This is a genomic window from Paraburkholderia sp. BL27I4N3 (genome assembly GCF_003386115.1).
Classification (GTDB): Bacteria; Pseudomonadota; Gammaproteobacteria; order Burkholderiales; family Burkholderiaceae; genus Paraburkholderia.
This window is the reverse complement of record NZ_QREJ01000001.1, coordinates 5912121-5932713: the sequence shown is the minus strand read 5'-3', so window position 1 is coordinate 5932713 and position 20593 is coordinate 5912121. Positions and strand designations below refer to the sequence as shown.

Annotated in this window: 19 protein-coding genes; 13 read left to right on the top strand and 6 right to left on the bottom strand. The window is 63.0% G+C overall.

Annotated elements, in window-relative coordinates:
* The first annotated feature begins 30 nt into the window (after positions 1–30).
* On the top strand, positions 31–363 hold the full coding sequence (locus B0G71_RS26960) for a DUF2322 family protein (protein WP_116145594.1): 333 nt from the start codon (positions 31–33) through the stop codon (positions 361–363).
* Positions 364–479: 116 nt separating this feature from the next.
* On the opposite strand, the gene B0G71_RS26955 is transcribed toward B0G71_RS26960, so the two are convergent.
* From B0G71_RS26955 to B0G71_RS26935, 5 genes are all read right to left on the bottom strand, one after another.
* On the bottom strand, positions 480–1481 hold the full coding sequence (locus B0G71_RS26955) for a transketolase family protein (RefSeq protein WP_116145592.1): 1002 nt from the start codon (positions 1479–1481) through the stop codon (positions 480–482).
* Positions 1478–2323, bottom strand: a complete 846-nt coding sequence (locus B0G71_RS26950) for a transketolase (protein WP_116145590.1) — start codon at positions 2321–2323, stop codon at positions 1478–1480. Before B0G71_RS26950 ends, B0G71_RS26955 begins: the two co-directional genes overlap by 4 nt.
* Positions 2324–2361: 38 nt before the next feature.
* Positions 2362–3690, bottom strand: a complete 1329-nt coding sequence (locus B0G71_RS26945; RefSeq protein ID WP_116145588.1) for an MFS transporter — start codon at positions 3688–3690, stop codon at positions 2362–2364.
* Between the two features lie 83 nt (positions 3691–3773).
* A complete protein-coding gene (locus tag B0G71_RS26940; protein ID WP_106277337.1) occupies positions 3774–4523 on the bottom strand; it encodes an SDR family NAD(P)-dependent oxidoreductase in 750 nt (249 codons plus the stop codon).
* Between the two features lie 200 nt (positions 4524–4723).
* Positions 4724–5620, bottom strand: a complete 897-nt coding sequence (locus tag B0G71_RS26935) for a LysR substrate-binding domain-containing protein (protein ID WP_116145586.1) — start codon at positions 5618–5620, stop codon at positions 4724–4726.
* 383 nt (positions 5621–6003) lie between these two features.
* Here B0G71_RS26935 and B0G71_RS26930 point away from each other — a divergent pair, with 383 nt between their 5' ends.
* From B0G71_RS26930 to B0G71_RS26915, 4 genes are all read left to right on the top strand, one after another.
* The gene (locus tag B0G71_RS26930) at positions 6004–7548 is read left to right on the top strand and encodes an ATP-binding cassette domain-containing protein (RefSeq protein ID WP_116145584.1); all 1545 of its coding nucleotides are present in this window, start codon (positions 6004–6006) and stop codon (positions 7546–7548) included.
* A 50-nt stretch (positions 7549–7598) separates the two neighbouring features.
* Positions 7599–8594, top strand: coding sequence for an ABC transporter permease (locus B0G71_RS26925; RefSeq protein ID WP_116145583.1), 996 nt, complete (start codon positions 7599–7601; stop codon positions 8592–8594).
* A gap of 38 nt (positions 8595–8632) precedes the next feature.
* Positions 8633–9655 carry a substrate-binding domain-containing protein gene (locus B0G71_RS26920; protein WP_116145581.1) on the top strand — a complete coding sequence of 341 codons (1023 nt, stop codon included), beginning with the start codon at positions 8633–8635 and terminating at the stop codon, positions 9653–9655.
* 89 nt (positions 9656–9744) lie between these two features.
* The gene (locus B0G71_RS26915; RefSeq protein WP_116148917.1) at positions 9745–10641 is read left to right on the top strand and encodes an amidohydrolase; all 897 of its coding nucleotides are present in this window, start codon (positions 9745–9747) and stop codon (positions 10639–10641) included.
* Between the two features lie 140 nt (positions 10642–10781).
* On the opposite strand, the gene B0G71_RS26910 is transcribed toward B0G71_RS26915, so the two are convergent.
* Positions 10782–11621: a metallophosphoesterase gene (locus B0G71_RS26910; RefSeq protein WP_116145579.1), complete on the bottom strand. Its 840-nt coding sequence runs from the start codon at positions 11619–11621 to the stop codon at positions 10782–10784.
* A 1342-nt stretch (positions 11622–12963) separates the two neighbouring features.
* Between B0G71_RS26910 and B0G71_RS26905 the strand changes: the two genes are divergently transcribed.
* The 8 genes from B0G71_RS26905 (at position 12964) to B0G71_RS26870 (ending at position 20572) form a co-directional block, all read left to right on the top strand.
* A complete protein-coding gene (locus B0G71_RS26905) occupies positions 12964–13140 on the top strand; it encodes a Flp family type IVb pilin (protein ID WP_116145577.1) in 177 nt (58 codons plus the stop codon).
* Between the two features lie 138 nt (positions 13141–13278).
* Entirely contained in the window at positions 13279–13815 is a 537-nt protein-coding gene (locus B0G71_RS26900; protein ID WP_116145575.1) for a prepilin peptidase, read from the top strand.
* 37 nt (positions 13816–13852) lie between these two features.
* Complete coding sequence (gene cpaB / locus B0G71_RS26895) at positions 13853–14686, top strand: Flp pilus assembly protein CpaB (RefSeq protein WP_116145573.1); 834 nt, start codon at positions 13853–13855, stop codon at positions 14684–14686.
* Between the two features lie 87 nt (positions 14687–14773).
* Positions 14774–16579 carry a type II and III secretion system protein family protein gene (locus B0G71_RS26890; protein WP_116145572.1) on the top strand — a complete coding sequence of 602 codons (1806 nt, stop codon included), beginning with the start codon at positions 14774–14776 and terminating at the stop codon, positions 16577–16579.
* Between the two features lie 23 nt (positions 16580–16602).
* A complete protein-coding gene (locus tag B0G71_RS26885; RefSeq protein ID WP_116148915.1) occupies positions 16603–16896 on the top strand; it encodes a hypothetical protein in 294 nt (97 codons plus the stop codon).
* Between the two features lie 46 nt (positions 16897–16942).
* On the top strand, positions 16943–18145 hold the full coding sequence (locus B0G71_RS26880) for an AAA family ATPase (protein WP_116145570.1): 1203 nt from the start codon (positions 16943–16945) through the stop codon (positions 18143–18145).
* A gap of 54 nt (positions 18146–18199) precedes the next feature.
* Complete coding sequence (locus tag B0G71_RS26875; RefSeq protein WP_116145568.1) at positions 18200–19567, top strand: CpaF family protein; 1368 nt, start codon at positions 18200–18202, stop codon at positions 19565–19567.
* Positions 19568–19594: 27 nt separating this feature from the next.
* Positions 19595–20572 carry a type II secretion system F family protein gene (locus tag B0G71_RS26870; RefSeq protein WP_116145566.1) on the top strand — a complete coding sequence of 326 codons (978 nt, stop codon included), beginning with the start codon at positions 19595–19597 and terminating at the stop codon, positions 20570–20572.
* Positions 20573–20593 lie beyond the last annotated feature (21 nt).

Below are 20593 nucleotides of genomic sequence, written 5' to 3'. Positions count from 1 at the left end.
GCAATTTTTCGAACACAGGGAGTGGTTTCAATGATTCAACCGGGCAACGTATTCAAGGACAACCTCGCGCAGATGCCGGGCATCGACGGAATCGCGCGTATCGATCTGGTGGACGGCAAGGGCGCCGTGGTGGCCAGCATCGAGAACAAGCCGGGCAAGCAGGGGTCGCTCGCGGTGTACCACTATCTGCAGCAGACCTTCGGTACGCTCGACGCCAAAGCGGCCGAGCATGGTCTCGTCGTGTTCGCCGAGCACACGGCCGATGCGCGTCACCGTCCGGGTGCGCACCCGAACGTCGACATCCTGCTCGCGATTGCCGCGGGCGGAGAAGCTTTGCGGATCGATGTGATCGCCGCGGGCTGAAGTGGGTTGGCGAGCATCGGTGCGGCGCTGCTGGACGAACTGGTGCGCGCGGCCGTGCCGTGCCGTGCCGACTAGGCGACGCCGGCTGCATGCCGGCGTCGTCCATCAAGACACACTCAGTTCAACCAGCCCTTGATCGCCTCGGACATCGTGGCGGTCGAAATGCCGTAGCGGTCGTGCAGTGTCGGCAACGCGCCGGCGTCGAGGAACGCATCGGGCAGTCCCACTTGCCGGAAATGACACGCCACGCCCGCGCGCATCAGTTCGGCCGCGACCGCCTCGCCCAGACCGCCGATCACCGTATGGTTTTCGGCGACCACCACGAGCCGTCCGGAGCGCTTCGCTTCGCGCACGATCGTTTCCGTGTCGAGCGGCTTGATCGTCGGCACATGCAGCACGGCGACGTCGATCCGGTCGCTTTCCAATGCCTTCGCCACTTCGAGTGCGCGCATGGTCATGATGCCCGACGAGATGACCAGTACTTCGGCACCGTCGCGCAGCAGCTTGGCTTTGCCGAGTTCGAAGGTGTAGTCGTATTCGTCGAGTACGGCCGGCACATTGCCGCGCAGCAGGCGGGCATAGACGGGGCCCTTATGTGCGGCGATCGCGGGCACCATCTGCTCGATGTCGAGCGCGTCGCACGGGTCGATCACGGTCATGTTCGGCATGGCGCGCATTAAGGCGAGATCTTCCGCGGCCTGGTGACTCGGACCGTAGCCGGTCGTCAGGCCCGGCAGCGCGCAGACGATCTTCACGTCGAGATTGTCTTCGGCGATCGTCTGATGCATGAAGTCGTACGCGCGGCGCGTGGCGAATACGGCATACGTGGTGACGAAAGGCTGCGCGCCTTCATGCGCGAATCCCGATGCCGCGCCCATCAGCAATTGCTCGGCCATGCCCATCTGGTAGAAACGCTCCGGAAACTCCTTCGCGAAGATGTGCAAGTCGGTGTATTTGCCGAGGTCGGCCGTCATGCCGATCACGTTCTGCTTTTGCCGCGCCAGTTCGACCAGCGCGTGGCCGAAGGGTGCGGACCGCGTGACCTGTCCTTCGCCCGCGATCGAGGCGATCATCGCGGAGGTCTTCAGGCGCGGTTTGCTCGCGGTTGCGTTGCTCATGCTTGTCTCCCTTCTTTGAGTGCTTCCAGCGCCAATTGCCATTCATCGGCATCGACGCGGATAAAGTGGTTCTTCTCGCGTTGTTCGAGGAACGGGACGCCGCAGCCCATGCGCGTGTCGGCGACGATGATGCGCGGCCGCGCCTCAGGATGCGCGCGCGCCGCATCGAACGCGGCGGCCACCGCGGCGATATCGTTACCGTCCACGCGTTGTGTGAACCAGCCGAACGACTCGAGTTTTTCGACGAGCGGCTCGAACGCCATGATTTGCGTCGACGGGCCATCGGCCTGCTGGTTGTTCACGTCGACCACGGCGATCAGGTTGTCGAGCTTCCAGTGACTCGCGGACATCAAGCCTTCCCAGATCGCGCCTTCGTCAAGTTCGCCGTCGGAGAACAGCGTATACACGAACGACTTCGATCCTTTGCGCTTCAACCCGAGGCAGCGGCCCACCGCGATCGTCAAGCCCTGGCCGAGCGAGCCGCCGGACATCTCCATGCCGGGCGTGTAGCTCGCCATTCCCGACATGGGCAGGCGGCTGTCGTCGCTGCCGTAGGTTTCGAGTTCCTCGGCGGGCAGAATGCCGGCTTCGAAGAGCGCCGCATACAGCGCGATCGCGTAATGCCCGTTCGACAGCAGGAAGCGGTCGCGCTCTTCCCAATCGGGATCTTCCGGCCGGTAGCGCATCGCGCCGAAGTAAGCGACTGCGAGAACATCGGCAATGTCGAGCGCCTGACCGATATAACCCTGGCCCTGGACCTCACCCATCAACAATGCGTTTCTACGGATGCGGTATGCGTGTTCGGCAAGGGTTGCCGTCGGCACGCGTTCTGGACTGTTCATGTTGTCTCCTGTGATCAGTCGTAAAGAGTAAGAAGGGTTCAGCGGTTCACGGACTTCGCGGGCACCAGAAACACGAGGCAGGCGCCGAACGTGACGGCCACCGAGATAAAGATCAGCCCGGCGGTCGATTTGCCTGTCAGGTCGTTGAGCCAGCCGACAATCGCCGGAGAAAAGAAGCCCGCAAGATTGGCGACGCAGTTCACCGCCGCGATCCCGGCCGCGGCCGACATGCCGCCGAGCAACGCGGTCGGCAGCGACCAGAATTGTGAAGACGACGCGAGAATGCCGGCCGCGGCGATGCTCAGACAGACGATGGAGGCCGGCACACTGCCGATGGCCGGCAGCAGAATGAAGCCCGCTGCGGCGATCAGCATCGGAATCGCCAGGTGCAGACGGCGTTCACGATGACGGTCCGCACTCATGCCGACCAGCGGCAGCGCGATGATGGCGCACAGATAAGGAATCGCGGTGAACACGCCGATCCACAGCGGATCGGCCACACCCGATTTGCGGATGATGGTCGGCAGCCAGAACGTCAGGCCATACTGACCGAGCACCACGCAGAAGTAGATCGCCGCCATCAGCCACAAGCGGCGGTCGCCGATGAACGATTTGACCGAGACGTGGGCGATCTTATGTGCGTTGTCGCCGGCCACGTTGCGGGCGAGCAGCGTCTTTTCGGAGTCCGTCAGCCACTTCGCTTTCGTGATGCCGTCGTCGAGATAGAGCAGGATTGCGACGCCGAGCACGAGCGAAGGCACGGCTTCCAGCAGGAACAGCCACTTCCAGCCGGCCATGTTCATCGCGCCTTGCAGCGAGTGCATGATCCAGCCCGACAGCGGGCCGCCGATAATGCCGGCCAGCGGAATCGCCATGAAGAACAGCGACAGCGCTTTGGCGCGGCGCGCAGCGGGAAACCAGTAAGTCAGGTAGAGAATCACACCGGGCGCGAAGCCCGCTTCCGCGACGCCGAGCAGAAAGCGCAGCACATAGAAGGTTGTAGGCGACTTCACGAAGATGAACGAAGCGGAGATCACCGCCCACGTCAGCATGATTCGCGCGAGCCACTTGCGCGCGCCGACACGATGCAGCACCAGGTTGCTCGGCACCTCGAAGAGAAAATAGCCGAGAAAGAAAATTCCCGCGCCCATGCCATACACGGTTTCGCTGAAGCGCAGATCGTTGAGCATCTGCAGCTTCGCGAAGCCGACGTTGACGCGGTCGAGATAAGCGCCGAGATAACACAGCATCAGGAACGGGATCAGGCGACGGCTGACTTTCGCGTAGGTCTTCGACTCGAAGCTCGTCGAGTCCGTTTGCGGCAGCATGTCGGCGGCAAGGGATGCCGCGGGGTACTTCGGTTTCATGTGCGTCTCCTTCCATGGCTCCGGGTTGGCCCGGATGCCGGTCATGTTGCCGCTCCTCGCGAACGGCAACGCGTCGCTATCAATCAATGAATCAGCATGCCGCCGTTCACGTCGAGGGTGATGCCCGTGAGATAGGTCGACAGATCGCTGACGAGGAACAGGCACGCGTTCGCCACGTCGCTCGCGTTGCCGAGCCGGCCGAGCGGAATGCCCTTGATGATGTCGACGCGCATCTCCGCGGTGAGCTTGTCGCCGGTGATATCGGTTTGAATCAGGCCGGGTGTGATCGAGTTCACGCGAATGCTGTCGCCGCCGAATTCGCGAGCCATCGCGCGCGAGAGACCGAGCACGCCGGCTTTCGCCGCGCTGTAGTGCGGGCCGCCGAAGATGCCGCCGCCGCGTTGCGCGGAGACCGACGACATGCACACGATGCTGCCGCCTTTCTGCTCTTTCATGGCCGGCAGCACGGCTTGCGACATGTAGAGCGTGCCGCGCAGATTGACGTCGACGACGGCGTTGAAGCCTTCGGCGGTGATGTCCAGTGTGCGCACCGGCTGCGTGATACCGGCGTTGTTGATGAGGCCGTCGATGCGGCCGTAGCGCTCGAGCGTCGCTTTGGCGGCCGAGACGCACGCGTCTTTGTCGGTGACGTCGCAGGCGAGGCCGAGATGCGCGTCGCCGAGATCGGCGGCGGCGCGCTTCGCGTCTTCTTCGCGCAAATCGAGTATGACGATGCGGGCGCCCTGAGCGGCGAGTGCCTGAGCGGTTGCCTTGCCGATTCCGCGCGGTGAGGCGGCGCCGGTCACGATGACGACTTTGTTCTCCAGCAGCATGATTGTCTCCTGAGTGTTGATGTGATGGCCGAAGTGTCTACTGCGCGGCCGGTCGCATCAACGACGTACTGCTCAACTATGTTTGAGATATTTTCAGGTGACGTGCTGCTTTAAACGCAGGTGCCGCATGGTGCGACGCCGCATCTGGAATGCCGTGCGAGCGCGGCGCAGGAAAACCCTGGCAAGGATCGAAGCCGCTCTCAGGCTTTGCGCTCCATGCGCCCGACCTCGCGCTCGATCCACGCGATAAAGCGCGTGACGCGCGGCAGTTCGGCGTTTTGCGGCGGATAGACCAGATGATGCGCGCCGACCTCCACGGCGTGCGTGTCGTCGAAGACCGGCACGAGCGCGCCTTCCTTGATCCGGACCGAGGCGAGCATCACGCTTTCGAGCGCGATGCCGAGGCCGAGCGCCGCCGTTTCCAGTGACATGTACGAGCGATCGAAAGAGAAGTCGAAGGTCTTATGGGCGGCCGACACGCCGGTGCGTCCGAACCACTGCTTCCACTGCACGAGCGGCGTCTCCGAGTAGATCAGCCGATGTTGCAGCAGATCTTCGGGCGTCTTCACCGGATTGTTCGCCAGATATTGCGGCGACGCGAGCGGCGCGATGAACTCGCCGCGCAGCGTTCTGACTTCAAGGTCGCGCCAGTTCGCATAGCCGTGGCGCAGATCGATGTCGTAATAACCGCTGGTAAACGAGACGTCCTCATATGAGCAGGCGAGATTCAACTGGATATCGCCATTGGCCTCCTGAAACGACGCAAGCCGCGGCAGCAGCCACATGAGCCCGAAGCTGGGACTCGAATGCACTCGCAGGATATCGACGTCGGTGCGGCTCGATGCGCGCTCAGTGGCGCGACTCAGATCCGCCAGCGACCCCGTCACGTCGGACAGATAACGCTCGCCGGTCGGCGTGAGGACGAGCCCACGACCCGAGCGATAGAAGAGTGGCTGGCCGATTACCGACTCCAGGTTGCTGATCTGATGACTGACCGCCGATGCGGTCAGCCCGAGCTCTTCCGAGGCCCGGTTGACGCTTTTTGTTCTGGCCACGCTCTCGAACGCGACGATGGCCTTGACCGGTGGAATGCGCATAGTGGAATTTTTTTCAGATGCAGTTGAATGAAACCGCCTTGTTCGCACGCCATTCGCACTGCCATTCTGTCGACAAGCCGCGCAGCCAGGGATGCATGGGGTCCTCTCGGTACTAACCCGGCAGTTTCACTGCCGCCAGGCGGCTAAATCATAAACATAGGTTGCGCAGTGCAACAACTGTGCAGGAGACGGTAATGGATTATCCGACTTTCCCGGTGAGCGCGCGATCAGCACACGCTCACCCGCAGCGCTCTCGTCCTGTTCGCTTCCATATCGAGTGAAGACATTTCGCCGGTTAGCGCCTATGCGGCGTACTGGCGACTGTCGTACTACGCATTCGCAAAACATGCGCGATGCGCGGAAAACGCGAAAGGAGAAAGGACATGGCTGAGCAGCGTTACCTGTTGACGGCGCGCGCGATCGTCAAGAGCTTTGGACCGACCAGCGTATTGAAGGGCTTCGACATTTCGATCGCCCCAAGTGAAGTGCATGCTTTCCTGGGTGGCAACGGCGCGGGCAAGTCGACGCTGATCAAGATCATCTCCGGTCAGTTCGAGCGCGACGGCGGCACGCTCGAATTCGACGGGCAAGCAATCGGTGCATCCGTCGGCGGGCATATTGCCGCCGGCACCATCGCGGTCGTCAATCAGGAACTGGCGTTGCTGCCGCATCTGTCGGTGGCCGAGAACATCGCGATGCCGCGGCTGCGGCGCGGCGCCGCGAAATATAGCGAACGCGCGTCGATGGACACTGCGGTCGAAGCGCTGTCGCTGATCGATCCGCAGTTCGCGCGTGAATCGTCGGGCCGGCTGGTCGGCGATCTGACCTTGCACGAGCGCCAACTGGTGGAGATCGCGCGCGCCCTCGGTTCGGGCGCGAAGCTGTTGCTACTTGACGAACCGACCGCCAATCTGACCGCTGCGGAAACGATCCGGCTCTTCGCGGTACTACGGCGTCTCATTGCAGATACGGGACTCGCGGTGCTGTTCGTTTCGCACCGCATGCGCGAGATTCGCCAGATCGCCGATGTCTGCACGATCATTCGCGACGGCAAAACGGCAGTCGATCGCGTCGCGCTCGATGCGATCACCGATCGCGAGATCATCGAATGCATGGGTCAGAGCGTTGTCGTCGATGACGCGGCCGCGCGCGTCGCGGAGTCGGCGGAGTTGGGGCAGGCCCACCCGGCGGGGGAACAGGACATCGGTGACGGCGGCGGTCGCATTCACGCGGGCGCATTGCGGATCGAACGCGACGGCGTGGCGATCGAAGTGCCGGCGGGCGCGATTGTCGGCCTTGCCGGAGCGCCGGTGGGTCCGTCTTCGTTGATCGATGCGCTGACCGGCATCGCGCCCGCCGGCTCATGGGCCGTTACACGCGACGGCGCTCGTGTCAGCTATTCGCATCCGTCGGCCGGCGCGCGCGACGGCGTCGGCTTCGTCTCGGGCGACCGCTCGAACAAGGGCGTGCTCGCCACGTTGCCGATCGTCGACAACCTCGTCGCGGCAGCACGCGTCGTCAACCGGCGCCGTGTCGTGAAGCGCGAGGAGATCGAGCAGAGCACGCGGCTGCTCGAGGCGCTAAAGATTCGCGCCGGCTCGCTGTGGGACTTGCCGGCAACACTCAGCGGCGGCACGCAGCAGAAACTGCTGATCGCCCGTTGGCTATTGCTGCGGCCGAGGCTGCTGGTGCTCGAAGAGCCGACCCGCGGCGTCGACATCCGCACGAAGCGTGAAATCTACGCGCTGATTCGCAAGATGGCGCAGCAGGGTACGACGATCGTCTGGTGGTCGACCGAATATATCGAACTGGTCGAACTGTGCGACACCGTGCTCGCGTTCGATCTGGACGGCAAGCCGACCGAAGTCCTGCGTCACGCCGACGTCAACGAAACACAACTCGCCGCTGCAACGGGTATGGCCGCCTAACGTCGGTTAGCGCCGCCGCGCGCCAAAACATCATCAATCTGGAGACAGCCATGAAATCAGCCACTCATCCGATCGCGGAGGCGCAACCAAAGCGCAGCAGCGCGGGACGCCGGTTGCTGTCGGCGTACCGCACGGAAATCGCGATTGCCATTGCGATCATCGTGATCGAACTCGCGGTGGGCACGATCGTGCCGGCGGCGCTGTCGGGCGGCAATATTTCCAACGTGACGCAGGCGGCCGCGCCGCTCGTCATCATGGCATTCGGCGTGTTGCTCGTGATCATTACCGGCGGCATCGATCTGTCCGTCGGTTCGGTGTTTTCTTTGACGGGCATGGTGACCGGCCTCGCCATGGCGCATGGCTATGGCGCGGTGGCGAGCAGTGTCGCCGGACTCGCGGTCGGCGTCGGCATCGGCGCGCTCAACGGTGCGCTCGTGACCTTCGTCGGACTCGCGCCGTTCGTCGTGACGCTCAGCACGTATGCGATTGCCGGCAGCCTCTCGTTCATCGTAACCGACGGCCACTCGCTGCCGATCTCCAACCCCGACTACTGGCTGCTCGATTCAGGAACGCTGATTCCCGGCCTGCCGAACTACGCGCTGTGGTGCGTGCTGCTGCTCGTCGCGATCGAATTCTGTTTGCGCAAGGTGGTGGCGGGCCGCTGGCTGTATGCGATCGGCAGCAGCAGTTCGTCAGCCCGCGTGATCGGGATTCCGGTCAACCGCGTGCGGCTCGGCGCGTATCTGCTCTCGGGTTTGCTGGCTTCGTTCGCGAGCATCGTCAGTGTGTCGTATATCAGCAATGCCGAGGCCACCGCGGGATCGAGCCTGATGCTGCAGGCCATCGCGGCCGTGGTGATCGGCGGTGCGAGCCTGTTCGGTGGGACCGGTTCGGCCATCGGCGCGCTGCTCGGCGCGCTGATGATCACGATCATTCAGAACGGCGCGAATCTGATCGGCGTGAACAGTTTCTGGCAAGGCACCGTGACCGGTGTCGTCATTCTCATCGCGGTTCTCGTGGACCGCGTTACCAAAGCCCGGCGTTGAGCACGGGTTCGCAAAAACTATCTGGAAGGAGACACATCATGAACAAGCGCACATTCAGGTCGGCCGGCGCATACACGAGGCAGCCGGTTGCACGGATCGCAATGGCGTCGATCGTCGCACTCGCCGCGGCATTCGCGTCGCAGATGGCGGTGGCGGCGGACAAGCAGACAGTTGCGTATATCGCGCCGTCGCTGGATATTTCGTACTGGCAGTGGGTCGCGTACGGCGTCAAGCAACGGGCGCAAGAACTCGGCATGGACTATGTCGAGTTCACCTCGGAGAATTCGCCGGCCAAGCAGATGGACAACGTGCGCACGGCCATGACGCGCGGCGTCAACGCGATCGTGATCGGGCCGGTCAGTTCGACCAGCACGCCGCCCGTGCTGCGTCTTCTGAAGTCGAAGTCAGTGCCGGTCGCCTTCACGGGCATCGGGCCGCAGGCGGGGCAGACGGACTATACGTCAGCCGTCACGGCGAATAACTACGATACGGGCAAGGCTCAGGGCGCATACGTTTGCAAACTCGCGAAGGATCGCGGCAGCAACAAGGTGGCGATGCTGTCGCTGCCGCAGGATCGCGAGAATGCGCAGAAGTACATGAAGGGCGCGCAGGAGTCGTTCAAGGCCGATGGCTGCGATCTCGTGCAGGTGCTCGAGACGCACGGGCTCACGGTCAACGAAGCGGTGCAGCAGGCCAACGACGTGCTGACCGCTCACCCCGATGTCAAAGCCATCTACGGCATGTACGACGAAGCCGCGACGGGCGCCGCCAAGGCGCTGCAAACGCGCGGTGCTGTCGGCAAGGTGGCGGTCGTCACGGCCGACGGCAGCCCGACGACAATCAAGCTGCTGCGCGACGGCGCGATCCAGGGCATCTTTTTGCAGGAGGCGGTCGGGCAAGGGATCGACGCGACCACGCAGGTGTTCAACGCGCTGAATCATAAGCCGACAACGCAGGAACTCGCGCTGAAGGAACCGCTCGTGACGAAGGAAACGATCGATCAGCCGGATGCGCAGGCCACGGTGAAGCGTGTCTATCCGCCGTCCGCGGGGAAGTACTGAGGAAACGGTGTTGACCTGATTGCGCGGCCATTCGTTTAGTGGTGTTTCGACGCGAGCGCCGCGCGTCGTATAACTTCAAAGGAGGCGCTGTGGACAATCTGCCTATCATCGACCCGCATCATCATCTGTACGATCTGAAGACCGGCAACTACCCTTGGCTGCAAGGGCCGATGCTCGATCGTGTGTTCGGCGATTACTCGGCCATTCGCAAGGACTACCTGATCGATGACTTTCTTGCCGATATCAGGAATCAGAATGTAGTGAAGACGGTTCATCTGCAGGTCGAATACGATCACAACGATCCGGTGGCCGAAACGCGATGGCTTCAGAGCGTCGCGGACAAGCACGGCTATCCGCACGGCATTGTCGGTTTTGCCGATCTGTCTTCGCCGAGCGCACAGGCCGTGATCGAAGAGCACTGTCAGTACAAGAATGTGCGAGGCATTCGCCAATGCCTGAATTTCCACCGCGATCCGGTGAAGACGTTTATCGACAGTCCGCATCTGATGAGCGATCCGCAATGGCGGCGCGGCTATGCGCTGCTCAAGGAGCACGACTTGTCTTTCGATCTGCAACTCTATTACACGCAGATGGAAGAGGCGCTCGCCCTAGCGCGCGATTTCCCCGACACGCCGATGGTGCTCAACCACACCGGCATGCCGGTCGACCGTAAGCCCGAAGAGATCGAGGCATGGAAAAAGAGTATGACCTTGCTCGCTTCGGCGGACAACGTTTTCTGCAAGATATCCGGTCTGGGTATGGGCGACTGGAAGTGGACGGTGGACAGCATCCGTCCGTTCGTCCTGCACGCAATCGAAGCATTCGGCGTAAAGCGCTGCATGTTCGCGAGCAACTTTCCGGTCGACAAGCTGTTCAGCAGCTATGACGATGTGTTCAACGCGTTCAAGGAGATTACGCGGGAGTTCGCGGCGGACGAGCGGGCGGCGCTGTTTCATGACAACGCGGAGCGGGTGTACAGGCTGTGAGGGCTATCCGGTGCGCGTATGGCGCCCAGCACTTCGAGAATGCCAGCGCGGCTCGCTGATCGAGATCGAGTGCGCGGCGATACAGCAAACGTGTGGGGAGTATCGACGCGCTGCCGTCGAGCGCGCTTTTGCCCGCGCGATCATGCGCCCGAGCCTGCCGGGTATCCTTTCGACCGGCCGAATGCCGGTTGTTCGCGAGTCGCGCGGTTGAGCAGCATGGGGATCTCGTCCAGACGCAGCAGCGTGAGCGCTCCGCCGTACACGAGCCCCGTATCGACATTGATGACGTTGCCGCGAACCATGGGCTCCCGCACCGGCGTGTGCCCGACGATCACCGCGGCCACGCCGTCGATGCGGCTGCCCGGGTCTGGCCATCCTGGTGCAAACCGTTGGCACAGTTGCGCGAAGGCCCGGCGCATCGAAACAAAACCTGCTGTCTTGCCAGCGATCCAGCGGGAGCGATCCCAGATCACCTTGCGCCGCACGGGTCCGTTGCGGTCCTCCTGTTCCAGCGCCTGCACCATCTTCGGCCACGATTGCATGGGGACGTTGGCGTGCACGATGCCGACCAGGCCGTCGTCGGTTTCGATTTCGATCGCGTAGGGAAGGGCCGCCATATACGTCACGATGTCGTCCAGCGCCGCTTTGTCGTAGACCATATCGAACAGCCACTCGCCGCCGTTGGATCGAACCGACGCGTTTTTGCCGCCGTAGCGATGCCATCGCACGATGGTGTCCTCATGATTGCCGCGCACCGATTGAATGCGATACCGATCCACGAATTCGAGCACGGCCGGCGATTCGATGCCCCGGTCCACCAGATCACCGACGGCAAACAGTCTGTCGCGCGACGGGTCGTAGCGGCGCAGCTCCAGCTCTTTCGCAAGCCGGCTGAAACAGCCGTGCAGATCGCCTACGACGAAGTCGCGACCGGCCGTGTTCTTTTTGAAGCGTCGCACGGGTATGAAAGTCTGCTGCATGTTTTCACCGCAATCAGTTGACGTGAAATGACGGGAGACTTCTGTATGGTTGCTGCGTGAAGCCCAGACGGTTTAGACCTCGAAGTGTCATCGTCGGTTGGGCATGGCGCGCGCAGTGGCGCCGCCGTCACACAGTGTTGACCGACAATTGAGTGCTTTCAGTGTCGATTTGTAACGAGGTGTTTGAACCGGAACGCCGTCCGCATCGCCCCGATCGAGCGAGGGGTGCAGACGGAGCGGCGACATCGTGGCGTTGATCCCGTGGCGTCGGCAGTGTCTTTTACGCTCGGTTACAAGTGGCGTATCAAAGGCCTCAACGCATCGGCAGGTTTTTTAGACGGTCGTCGTCCGCGCACCGACTTATGTGGCCCGGCTCGCATTGCTGAGCGAAACCGGACACGTCCGCCTTCATCGCGATCCGGACCGTATTGGCGCGTGAGAAGAGCGTTGTTTTTTTCGGTGCGTTCGCGAAACCGCGATGCCGAGTCGGGCCTAAATCGCTCTGAGAGGCGCGACTAACAAGGCGCCGCGGCTCGCCCGGAAGCAACCGAAGCCCGTCTTGGGGTGCCCCAAGACAGTCGCCGCCTGCGTCGACCCCGATGGGTTTGGCCAGACGCGAGAACGACGGGGCGATCCACCGTCAATCGCGCAATGCGCGCTACCCCACATAGTGAGGTGTGCGGACATCGCTTTTCGCCGCCGTGCCACCGGATCGTTCTGCGATCACTCGTCTCACGCCTGCAACATCCCGGACGCGCTCAGTAAAACCTACTTTTGTCCGTTCAATGTCAGCATCTTTGACCGAAGTATTCGTCGAACCATTGCTGGCCAATGGTCCTACGGGTTTTCCATCGTGCGTAAATAACGCCTGAAGCATGGCAAGCGGGCTCCGCTCCTTCGCTTTCCAGCGTCTCAAATCCGAACCATCGCGCGCTCGGAACTCCCTGCCGCACCTTCCGCCGAAGCGTCGATCGTTGCCCAGTAAGGCTTTGAGGCCTGTTGGCATAGCCGTTGCAAATAGAGAGTCACAAGACGAAAAAACATGTTGCAGACGGAAAGCAGCAACTGAACTCCGGCAGCAACAAAAGTCTTCGTGAATCGCGTTCGGGGAGGTCCACGCGTTTTACGAGGTGCGGCGGGGCCAGCGAAAACGGAAGTCGATAAACAACGACACGGCGATGGATACGGGGTATCAGCCTCTCGTGATCGTGACGAAGTAAGGCGCTGGCCTCGCCACTTTTTCCGTCCTCGTGACGGGCATGAACGCCGCATCGGCGCACCTGTTTTCAGGCGGCTGCAGACGGCATAAACCGAAGTCAACTTTCACTCTACGGGGGTTAGCATGAAGAACACGATCAAGAAGTTTTTGCGCGAAGAAGACGGTGTGGCGGCGATCGAATATGCCTTGCTGGCCGGGCTGATCGCGGTGGCGATCATTGTGACGGTGCAGAACATGACCACCAATCTGGAAGCCATGTTCAACAAAATTGGCACTGCCTTGACGAACGCCGCGGCCTGACACATCGCGCAGCACCCGATGCAAATCCGATCGCTCGCCCTGTCTCGACGGTCCTTCGGGACAGGGTAGCGACGGCCTTGCGCAAAACGAAGCGCATCCAGTAAGAAGGGCAATTCGATCCTCGAAACGGAGCAGGCAATGAACGGGGTTCCTTTTCCAATTGGTCCATGCGTGATGACGCTAGTACTCGTCGCCGCCCTGTGGGACATGCAAACGCGCCGGATTCCTAACTGGCTGGTGGCGACAGGATTGATCGTGGCGATTCCGGTGCAGTGGTTTACGCACGGTGTCGTCGATGGCATGACGATGTGGATGGGCGGCATGCTGGCCGGCGGCGCGTTTTTCCTGCCGGGCTACGCGATGCGGCTGATGGGCGCGGGCGACGTGAAGCTGATGGCGGCAATCGGCGCCTTCTGCGGCGCTTACGGCGCGCTCGAAATTGGTTTGGCGGCCTGTGTGATCGGTGCGATCGGGTCGCTCGCAATATGGTTCCGGCGTCGCCAGATGCGCGCCGGACTGCACGGGGCGGCAGCATTGCTGATCAACTGCGCGACGCCGGGCAACGGCACGCTGCGCAGGTCGGGCAGTGTGGCTGAAAGCAGTGCGACGGGGACCATGCCTTACGGCATTGCGATAGCAATAGGCAGCGCATGCGTGTTGTTCGCCAGCGTGTGACGCATGCCGGGGCAGGGCAAAAAATCAGGGGTTGAAAATGAAAAACGCGCGCGCTGTAACGATGCTGCTGATCGCGACGCTGGCGGGCCTCACCGCGGTGGTGTTCGCCTCGCGCTGGATGGTCTCGCAATCGTCGAATGCCACGACAAGGGTCGTGGTGGCGGCAGCCGATATCAATCTCGGTCAACGCATCGGCCCGGACTACCTCAAGCTCACCGACTGGCCGTCCAATAGCGTGCCGCCCGGCTCGTACACCGACATCCAGAAACTCGACGGCCGCGTGCTGAAGGAAAGCCTGCTGCGCGGCGAACCGATTCTCGATGCGAAGCTCACGCCGGTCGGCACGCTCGGCGGCCTCTCGGCGGTGATCGGCGAAGGCAAGCGCGCCATCACGGTGCGCGTGAACGACGTGATCGGCGTGGCGGGCTTCGCGCTGCCGGGCAATTACGTCGACATCATCGTCAACACGCAAAAGGATGCCCGCGATCCAGGCACCCAGCGTGATCAGAACATTTCCAAGATCGTGCTCGAAAAGATTCTCGTGCTGGCCGTTGCGCAGGAAGTGGGCCGCGACGAAACCAAGCCGAAGGTGGTCGATGCGGTGACGCTCGAAGTGTCGCCGGAACAGGCCGAGAAGATCGACCTTGCACGCAGCATCGGCACGCTCTCGCTGGTGTTGCGTAACCAGATCGATCCGAAAGCGATCGATACCGCCGGCGCCACCAAGGCCAGCCTGCTGCAAACGCCGGTCGCCGTGGTGCCCGCACCCGAACCGAAGCCGGTCCATATCGTGCGCAAAGTGGCGGCGCGCGCGCCGGCCAACTGTGTGCGGGTGCTCGACGGCGCCGACGTAAGACAAGAATGCTTTTGACAGGCTCGAGCCTGCAGGCCGTGACCGATGCGTGACCGACGTTCAGAGCGGCACGCAAAAAAATGCGGCACATAACGGGGGTAGGACATGAACGCCAGAACCACTCAGCGCGCTAGCGCGCCGCGGCAGCCGCTCGGCCCGCGCGAAGCGAATTCGCGCCTGCCGCGGGGCCGCACCCGGATCGCCGAAGCCTGCACATGTGTGCTGCTGGGCATGTATCTGACGATGCTGCCGGTGGCGCAAGCGGCCGGCCAGAACGCCGCAGCGGGTGTGCCCGGATTGCCGGACGTGCCGCTCACGGTGGCGTCGAACGGTTCGGTGCATCTGACCATTGCCGCGAGCGGCATGGGCCCGGGTGCTTCGTCCGGCGGCGCGCAGCAGGGCGCTCGTGGCCCGAACTGCAGCGGCCCGGTCGCCGAACACAGCTCGGTGACGATCCCGGTCGGCAAATCCACGATGGTCGATGTGCGCGAACCGGTGAAGAGCCGCAGCGTCGGCAATCCGGCGGTCGTGCAGGCCATGCTCGTGTCACCGCAAACACTGTATCTGCTGGGCTCCGATGTCGGCACCACCAACATGATCGTGCAAGGCCGCAGCGGCTCCTGCACCATCATCGACGTGAGCGTCGGCGCGGACCCGGGCGGTCTCCAACAAACCCTCGCCGCGCTGATGCCCGAGGAAACCGGCATTCAGGTGAAGGCCGCCGCCGACACGCTGGTGCTGACCGGCACGGTCTCCGATGCGGTCAAGGCCGAACGCGTGCTTGAACTGGCGCGCGCCTTCGTGGCCCGTCCGACCACCGCCTTGCAAGCCGCCGCGCCGATGGGCAGCGGCCCGTTGCCGGTCGGCGCCGCACCGCGCGCGATGGGTATGCCGGCACCGACGCTCGGCGGCGCGGGCGGCGAACGCATCATCAACATGATGCACGTGGCCGCGCCGCAGCAGGTCATGCTCGAAGTGAAGGTCGCCGAAGTCTCGAAGACGCTGATCGACCAGCTCGGCGTGGCGGCGAATATCAACGGCGGGATCGGCAGCTGGAGCTTCGGCTTGCTGGCCGATTACCTGTCGGGCGGGCTGAGCGCATTGACGGCATCGAAAGCGAACAATGCGCCGCTCAGGGCCGCGATCGATGCGCAAAAAACCGATCAGCTCGTCAAGATTCTGGCCGAGCCGAACCTGATGGCGATCAGCGGCCAGGAAGCGAGCTTCCTCGCGGGCGGCAAGGTTTATATTCCGGTGCCGCAAAGCAACGGTGCGAACGGCACGACCATCGTGCTACAGGAAGAACAGTACGGTGTCGGCCTGACCTTCACGCCGACCGTGCTCGAAGGCGGCCGCATCAACCTGAAGGTGTCGCCGGAGGTGTCCGAGCTGTCGTCAACTGGCGTGGTCGTCAGCGCCGGCAACTCGAACAACCAGACGATCCTGCCGCTGATCACCACGCGGCGCGCCTCCACCACGCTGCAGGTGTTCGACGGTCAGAGTTTCGCGATCGGCGGCTTGCTGAAGAGCAACATCACCGGTTCGATCAAGGGTTTGCCAGGCGCCGCGGAATTGCCGGTGCTCGGCGCGCTGTTCCGCAGCACGAGCTACGAACAGGACAAGACCGAACTGGTGTTCGTCGTGACGCCGCGGCTCGCCAAACCGCTGCCGCAGCACTATCCGTTGCCGACCGACGGTTTCGGCGACGCCAGCGAAGCGAACGTGTACCTGACCGGCCACATGGAAGGCACGAAGCGCGCCGCGCCGGCCGCGGGAGCTTCGGCGCCAGTCGGGGCACCGGCAACCGCGCCTGCACCCATACCGGTTCCCGCACCCGCTCCCAGCGCGGCTGCCGCTGTCGCTGTGATACCGGCCACGCCGGAAACCAGCGGCTCACACGCCTCGCAGTAATGCGCGGCCTACCGGAGATCGACATGACAAGCACCAAGACACTGATCCGCACGGCACTGTGCGCCGGCTTGAGCGCCGCGCTCGCCGGCTGCCTGAGTTCGACGCCGCACTGGGACGCGACGTTCGGCGACTCGATCAACCAGATCAAGGAAATGCAGACGCTCAACCCGAACGCATCGGCGAACACCGATCCGGTTGCGGGAATCGACGGCACGGCTGCAGCCGCGGCGCAGAAGAGCTACGCCAAATCCTTCACGGCGCCGCCCCCGCCCACCAATTCCTTGACGATCGGCGTCGGCTCATCGATTTCGTACTGAAGCGGCACAACCAGGAGGCTCGCTGTAGAGCCAGCGGAGACTTACCATGATCGACACCCTTCTGATTTCGTCCAGCGCCGAGCGCGCGCCGCACATCGCGGCGCGTCTCGAGGCAAGCGGCATCGCGTTTCGTCTGCGTACGCTGCACGGCACGGCGAAGCAGTTGCGCGTGCACGCCACGGCGATCAGGAGCGCCGATCTGCTGATCGTCGACGACGCCGATCTGACACCGCGCGATCTGAACGGTGTCGAAGAAGTGCTGTCACTCCTGCTGAATTTGCATTGCATGCTGATCACGCCTGCGCCGTCGACCACGCTGCTGATGGCGGCGATGCGTGTCGGCGTACGGCATGTGCTCTCCTGGCCGCTGAACGACGCCGAGATCGCCGACGCGCTCGCTCACGTCTCGGCAAAGAAGCACGCCGGTGTGCGCCGCGACGGCCGTGTGGTGTCGTTCACCTCCTGCAAGGGCGGCAGCGGCACGACACTGATCGCCGTGAATCTCGCCTATGCGCTGGCCGCCTTGCGCGACAAGCGCGTGCTGCTGATCGACCTGAACCAGCAATTCGCCGACGCGAGTCTGCTGGTCGCCGACAAAGCGCCGCCCGCCACGCTCGCGGATCTGTGCTCGCAGATCGACCGGCTCGACGCCGCGTTCTTCGAATCTTGCGTGATGCATGTGCACGCGAATCTCGACGTGCTGGCCGGCGCGGGCGATCCGGTCAAGTCGGGCGAACTGCGCGCCGCGCATCTGGAACGGATTCTCACGCTGGTGCGCGAGCAATACGACGCGGTGCTGATCGACGTCGGTCAGAACATCAATCCGCTCGCGATCCACGCGCTCGATCACAGCGACTCGATCTGCATGGTGGTGCGGCAGAACATTCTGTACCTGCACGCGGGCCGCCGGATGCTCGACATTTTCAAGGAGCTCGGCTATCCGGCGAGCAAGGTGAAAGTGATCGTCAATCAGTACGACAAGAACGCGCGCATCAACCTGTCCACGCTCGAAGAAACGTTCGGCGCGAAGGTCGCGCATCACTTGCCGCGCGACGAAAAGCAGGCCACCGAGGCGCTGAACCACGGCGTGCCGCTCGTGACCGGCGCGAAGGGCGGCGCGCTCGCCCAGGGCATCTCGCAACTGGCGGCGCTGCTGTGGCCGTTGCCGGTCGCCGAGCGCAAGAGTGTGCTCGGGCGTCTGTTCCAAAGCCGGCCGAATTCGCCGCCGCAACTCAAGCCCGGACACTGAGCCGCCTGAATTCGTTCAGGGTAGCTTGCCATCGAAAAGAATGCGGAGAGCACCATGTCATTGCGCGAACAGTTGATGATCCAGAGCGGCACGATGCCGTTCGACGGCGCCAGTCCCGCCGCGGCCACCGAAAGCCTGGCGGCGCGGCGCGCGTATCAGCAACTCAAGATGAACATTCATCAGGCGATCATCGACCGGGTGGAACTCGACAAGCTGCAACGCCTGTCGCCCGAGCAGATCAAGCGCGAGTTGGCGCAACTGGTGGAACGGATCGTCGACGAAGACAAGATCCCGATGAACGAACTCGAGCGCCGCCGTCTCGCTCAGGACGTGCACGACGAAATGGTCGGCCTCGGCCCGCTCGAACCGCTGCTCAACGACCCGACCATTTCCGACATTCTGGTCAACACGTCGCAGCACGTGTACGTGGAACGGCGCGGGCGCCTCGAACACACCGACGTGACCTTCTACGACGACGCGCATCTGATGAAGATCATCGAGCGCATCGTCTCGCGCGTGGGCCGCCGGATCGACGAATCCACGCCGATGGTCGATGCGCGCCTGCCGGACGGCTCGCGCGTCAACGCGATCATTCCGCCCTCGGCGATCGACGGACCGCTCGTGTCGATTCGCCGTTTCGCGGTAAATCCGCTTACCGTGACCGACATGGTGAACAACCAGAGCTTCACGCCCGCGATGGCGCAACTGCTCGAAGCGCTGATCAAGTCGAAGCTGAACGTACTGATTTCGGGCGGAACCGGCAGCGGTAAAACCACGCTGCTCAATCTGCTTTCCGGCTTCATTCCCGAGGACGAACGGGTCGTGACGATTGAAGACGCGGCCGAATTGCAGATGCGCCAGCAACACGTGCTGCGCCTCGAAACGCGGCCGCCGAATATCGAAGGCAAGGGCGAAATCTCGCAGCGCTCGCTGGTGCGCAATGCGCTGCGGATGCGCCCCGATCGCATCGTACTCGGTGAAGTGCGCGGCGCCGAAGCGCTCGACATGCTGCACGCCATGAACACCGGCCACGAAGGTTCGATGGCGACGCTGCACGCGAACACGCCGCGCGACGCGCTCACGCGGCTGGAGAACATGGTCGGCATGGCGGGTCTGACGATGCCGATCAAGGCGATCCGCCAGCAGATCGCGTCGGCCATCACGGTAGTAGTGCAGGCTTCGCGCCTCACCGACGGACGCCGCAAGCTGATGAGCATCTCCGAAGTCACCGGCATGGAAGGCGACATCATCAACATGCAGGAGATCTTCGCGTTCAAGCGCACCGGTGTCGACGAGAACGGCATGATCAAAGGCTATTTCTGCGCGAGCGGGGTACGGCCGAAATTCTGCGAGCGGCTGGCGGGCTTCGGCATCGTGCTGCCGGACCAGATGTTCGATCCGGCAAGGCGTTTCGAAGTATGAGCGCGCAACGGATTTGAGGAGAGGGACATGAACACGTCGTTTATCGGCTTTGCGGTGCTCGCGTTCCTCGCGGTCGTGCTGGCCATCGAGGCTGTTTATCTGCTCTGGAGCAGCCATCGCGGCAAGGACGTCAAGCGCATGGACGAGCGCATTCGCGCGCTCTCCGCCGGCGGCAATGTGAGCAGCCAACAGCTCTCGATTCTCAAGCAGCGCATGCTGAGCGAGTCGCCGTTCGTCACGCAGCTACTGCTGCGCATACCGCGCGTGCACACGCTCGACCGGCAGTTGCAACAGTCCGGGCTGAAGTGGTCGGTGGCGCGCTTCGTTACCTACACGTTGCTGTGCGCGATGCTGGGCGCGTTGGGCGGGTTTGTGCTGCAATTTCCCGCGCCGGTGATGGGCGTGTTCGCCGTGGTGGCGAGCCTGCTGCCTACCCTGATTCTTCGCCGCAAGCGCACCAAACGCGTGCTGCAACTCGAACGCCAGTTGCCCGATGCGGCTGATCTGATCGCCCGCGCGCTGCGTGCCGGCCACTCCTTTCCGGCCGCGCTCGGCATGGTCGGCGAAGAACTGCCCCAGCCGCTCGGCGGCGAATTCGCGCTGGTGTTCGACGAGATCAACTACGGCGTGTCGATGAACGACGCGCTTCTGAACATGGTGAGTCGCGTACCGGTCGAGGATCTGCGCTACTTCGTGATCGCCGTGCTGATCCAGCGCGAGGCGGGCGGCAATCTGGCGGAGATTCTGGGTTCCATCGCCGGCATCATTCGCGAGCGGCTCAAGCTGCTCGGCAAGGTGCGCGTGCTGTCGGCGGAAGGGCGCCTGTCGGCCTGGGTGCTCGGCGTGTTGCCATTCGCCATTCTCGGGCTGCTGTCGGTGCTCAATCCGGGTTACATCAGCGTGTTCTGGAAGGATCCGGCGGGCCCGCAGATCGCCGGCGTGGCTATCACGATGATGATGTTCGGCATCTTGTGGATGCGCAAAGTCGTGCGCATCCGCGTCTAGACCACGGTTTCGACACGAGGA

Coding starts and splice junctions, on each gene's coding strand:
- B0G71_RS26945 (WP_116145588.1), bottom strand. CDS start 3,690: ATGAAACCGAAGTACCCCGCGGCATCCCTTGCCGCCGACATGCTGCCG.
- B0G71_RS26900 (WP_116145575.1), top strand. CDS start 13,279: ATGAACGGGGTTCCTTTTCCAATTGGTCCATGCGTGATGACGCTAGTA.
- B0G71_RS26880 (WP_116145570.1), top strand. CDS start 16,943: ATGATCGACACCCTTCTGATTTCGTCCAGCGCCGAGCGCGCGCCGCAC.
- B0G71_RS26885 (WP_116148915.1), top strand. CDS start 16,603: ATGACAAGCACCAAGACACTGATCCGCACGGCACTGTGCGCCGGCTTG.
- B0G71_RS26875 (WP_116145568.1), top strand. CDS start 18,200: ATGTCATTGCGCGAACAGTTGATGATCCAGAGCGGCACGATGCCGTTC.
- cpaB (WP_116145573.1), top strand. CDS start 13,853: ATGAAAAACGCGCGCGCTGTAACGATGCTGCTGATCGCGACGCTGGCG.
- B0G71_RS26925 (WP_116145583.1), top strand. CDS start 7,599: ATGAAATCAGCCACTCATCCGATCGCGGAGGCGCAACCAAAGCGCAGC.
- B0G71_RS26955 (WP_116145592.1), bottom strand. CDS start 1,481: ATGAGCAACGCAACCGCGAGCAAACCGCGCCTGAAGACCTCCGCGATG.
- B0G71_RS26910 (WP_116145579.1), bottom strand. CDS start 11,621: ATGCAGCAGACTTTCATACCCGTGCGACGCTTCAAAAAGAACACGGCC.
- B0G71_RS26950 (WP_116145590.1), bottom strand. CDS start 2,323: ATGAACAGTCCAGAACGCGTGCCGACGGCAACCCTTGCCGAACACGCA.
- B0G71_RS26940 (WP_106277337.1), bottom strand. CDS start 4,523: ATGCTGCTGGAGAACAAAGTCGTCATCGTGACCGGCGCCGCCTCACCG.
- B0G71_RS26890 (WP_116145572.1), top strand. CDS start 14,774: ATGAACGCCAGAACCACTCAGCGCGCTAGCGCGCCGCGGCAGCCGCTC.
- B0G71_RS26920 (WP_116145581.1), top strand. CDS start 8,633: ATGAACAAGCGCACATTCAGGTCGGCCGGCGCATACACGAGGCAGCCG.
- B0G71_RS26905 (WP_116145577.1), top strand. CDS start 12,964: ATGAAGAACACGATCAAGAAGTTTTTGCGCGAAGAAGACGGTGTGGCG.
- B0G71_RS26930 (WP_116145584.1), top strand. CDS start 6,004: ATGGCTGAGCAGCGTTACCTGTTGACGGCGCGCGCGATCGTCAAGAGC.
- B0G71_RS26960 (WP_116145594.1), top strand. CDS start 31: ATGATTCAACCGGGCAACGTATTCAAGGACAACCTCGCGCAGATGCCG.
- B0G71_RS26870 (WP_116145566.1), top strand. CDS start 19,595: ATGAACACGTCGTTTATCGGCTTTGCGGTGCTCGCGTTCCTCGCGGTC.
- B0G71_RS26935 (WP_116145586.1), bottom strand. CDS start 5,620: ATGCGCATTCCACCGGTCAAGGCCATCGTCGCGTTCGAGAGCGTGGCC.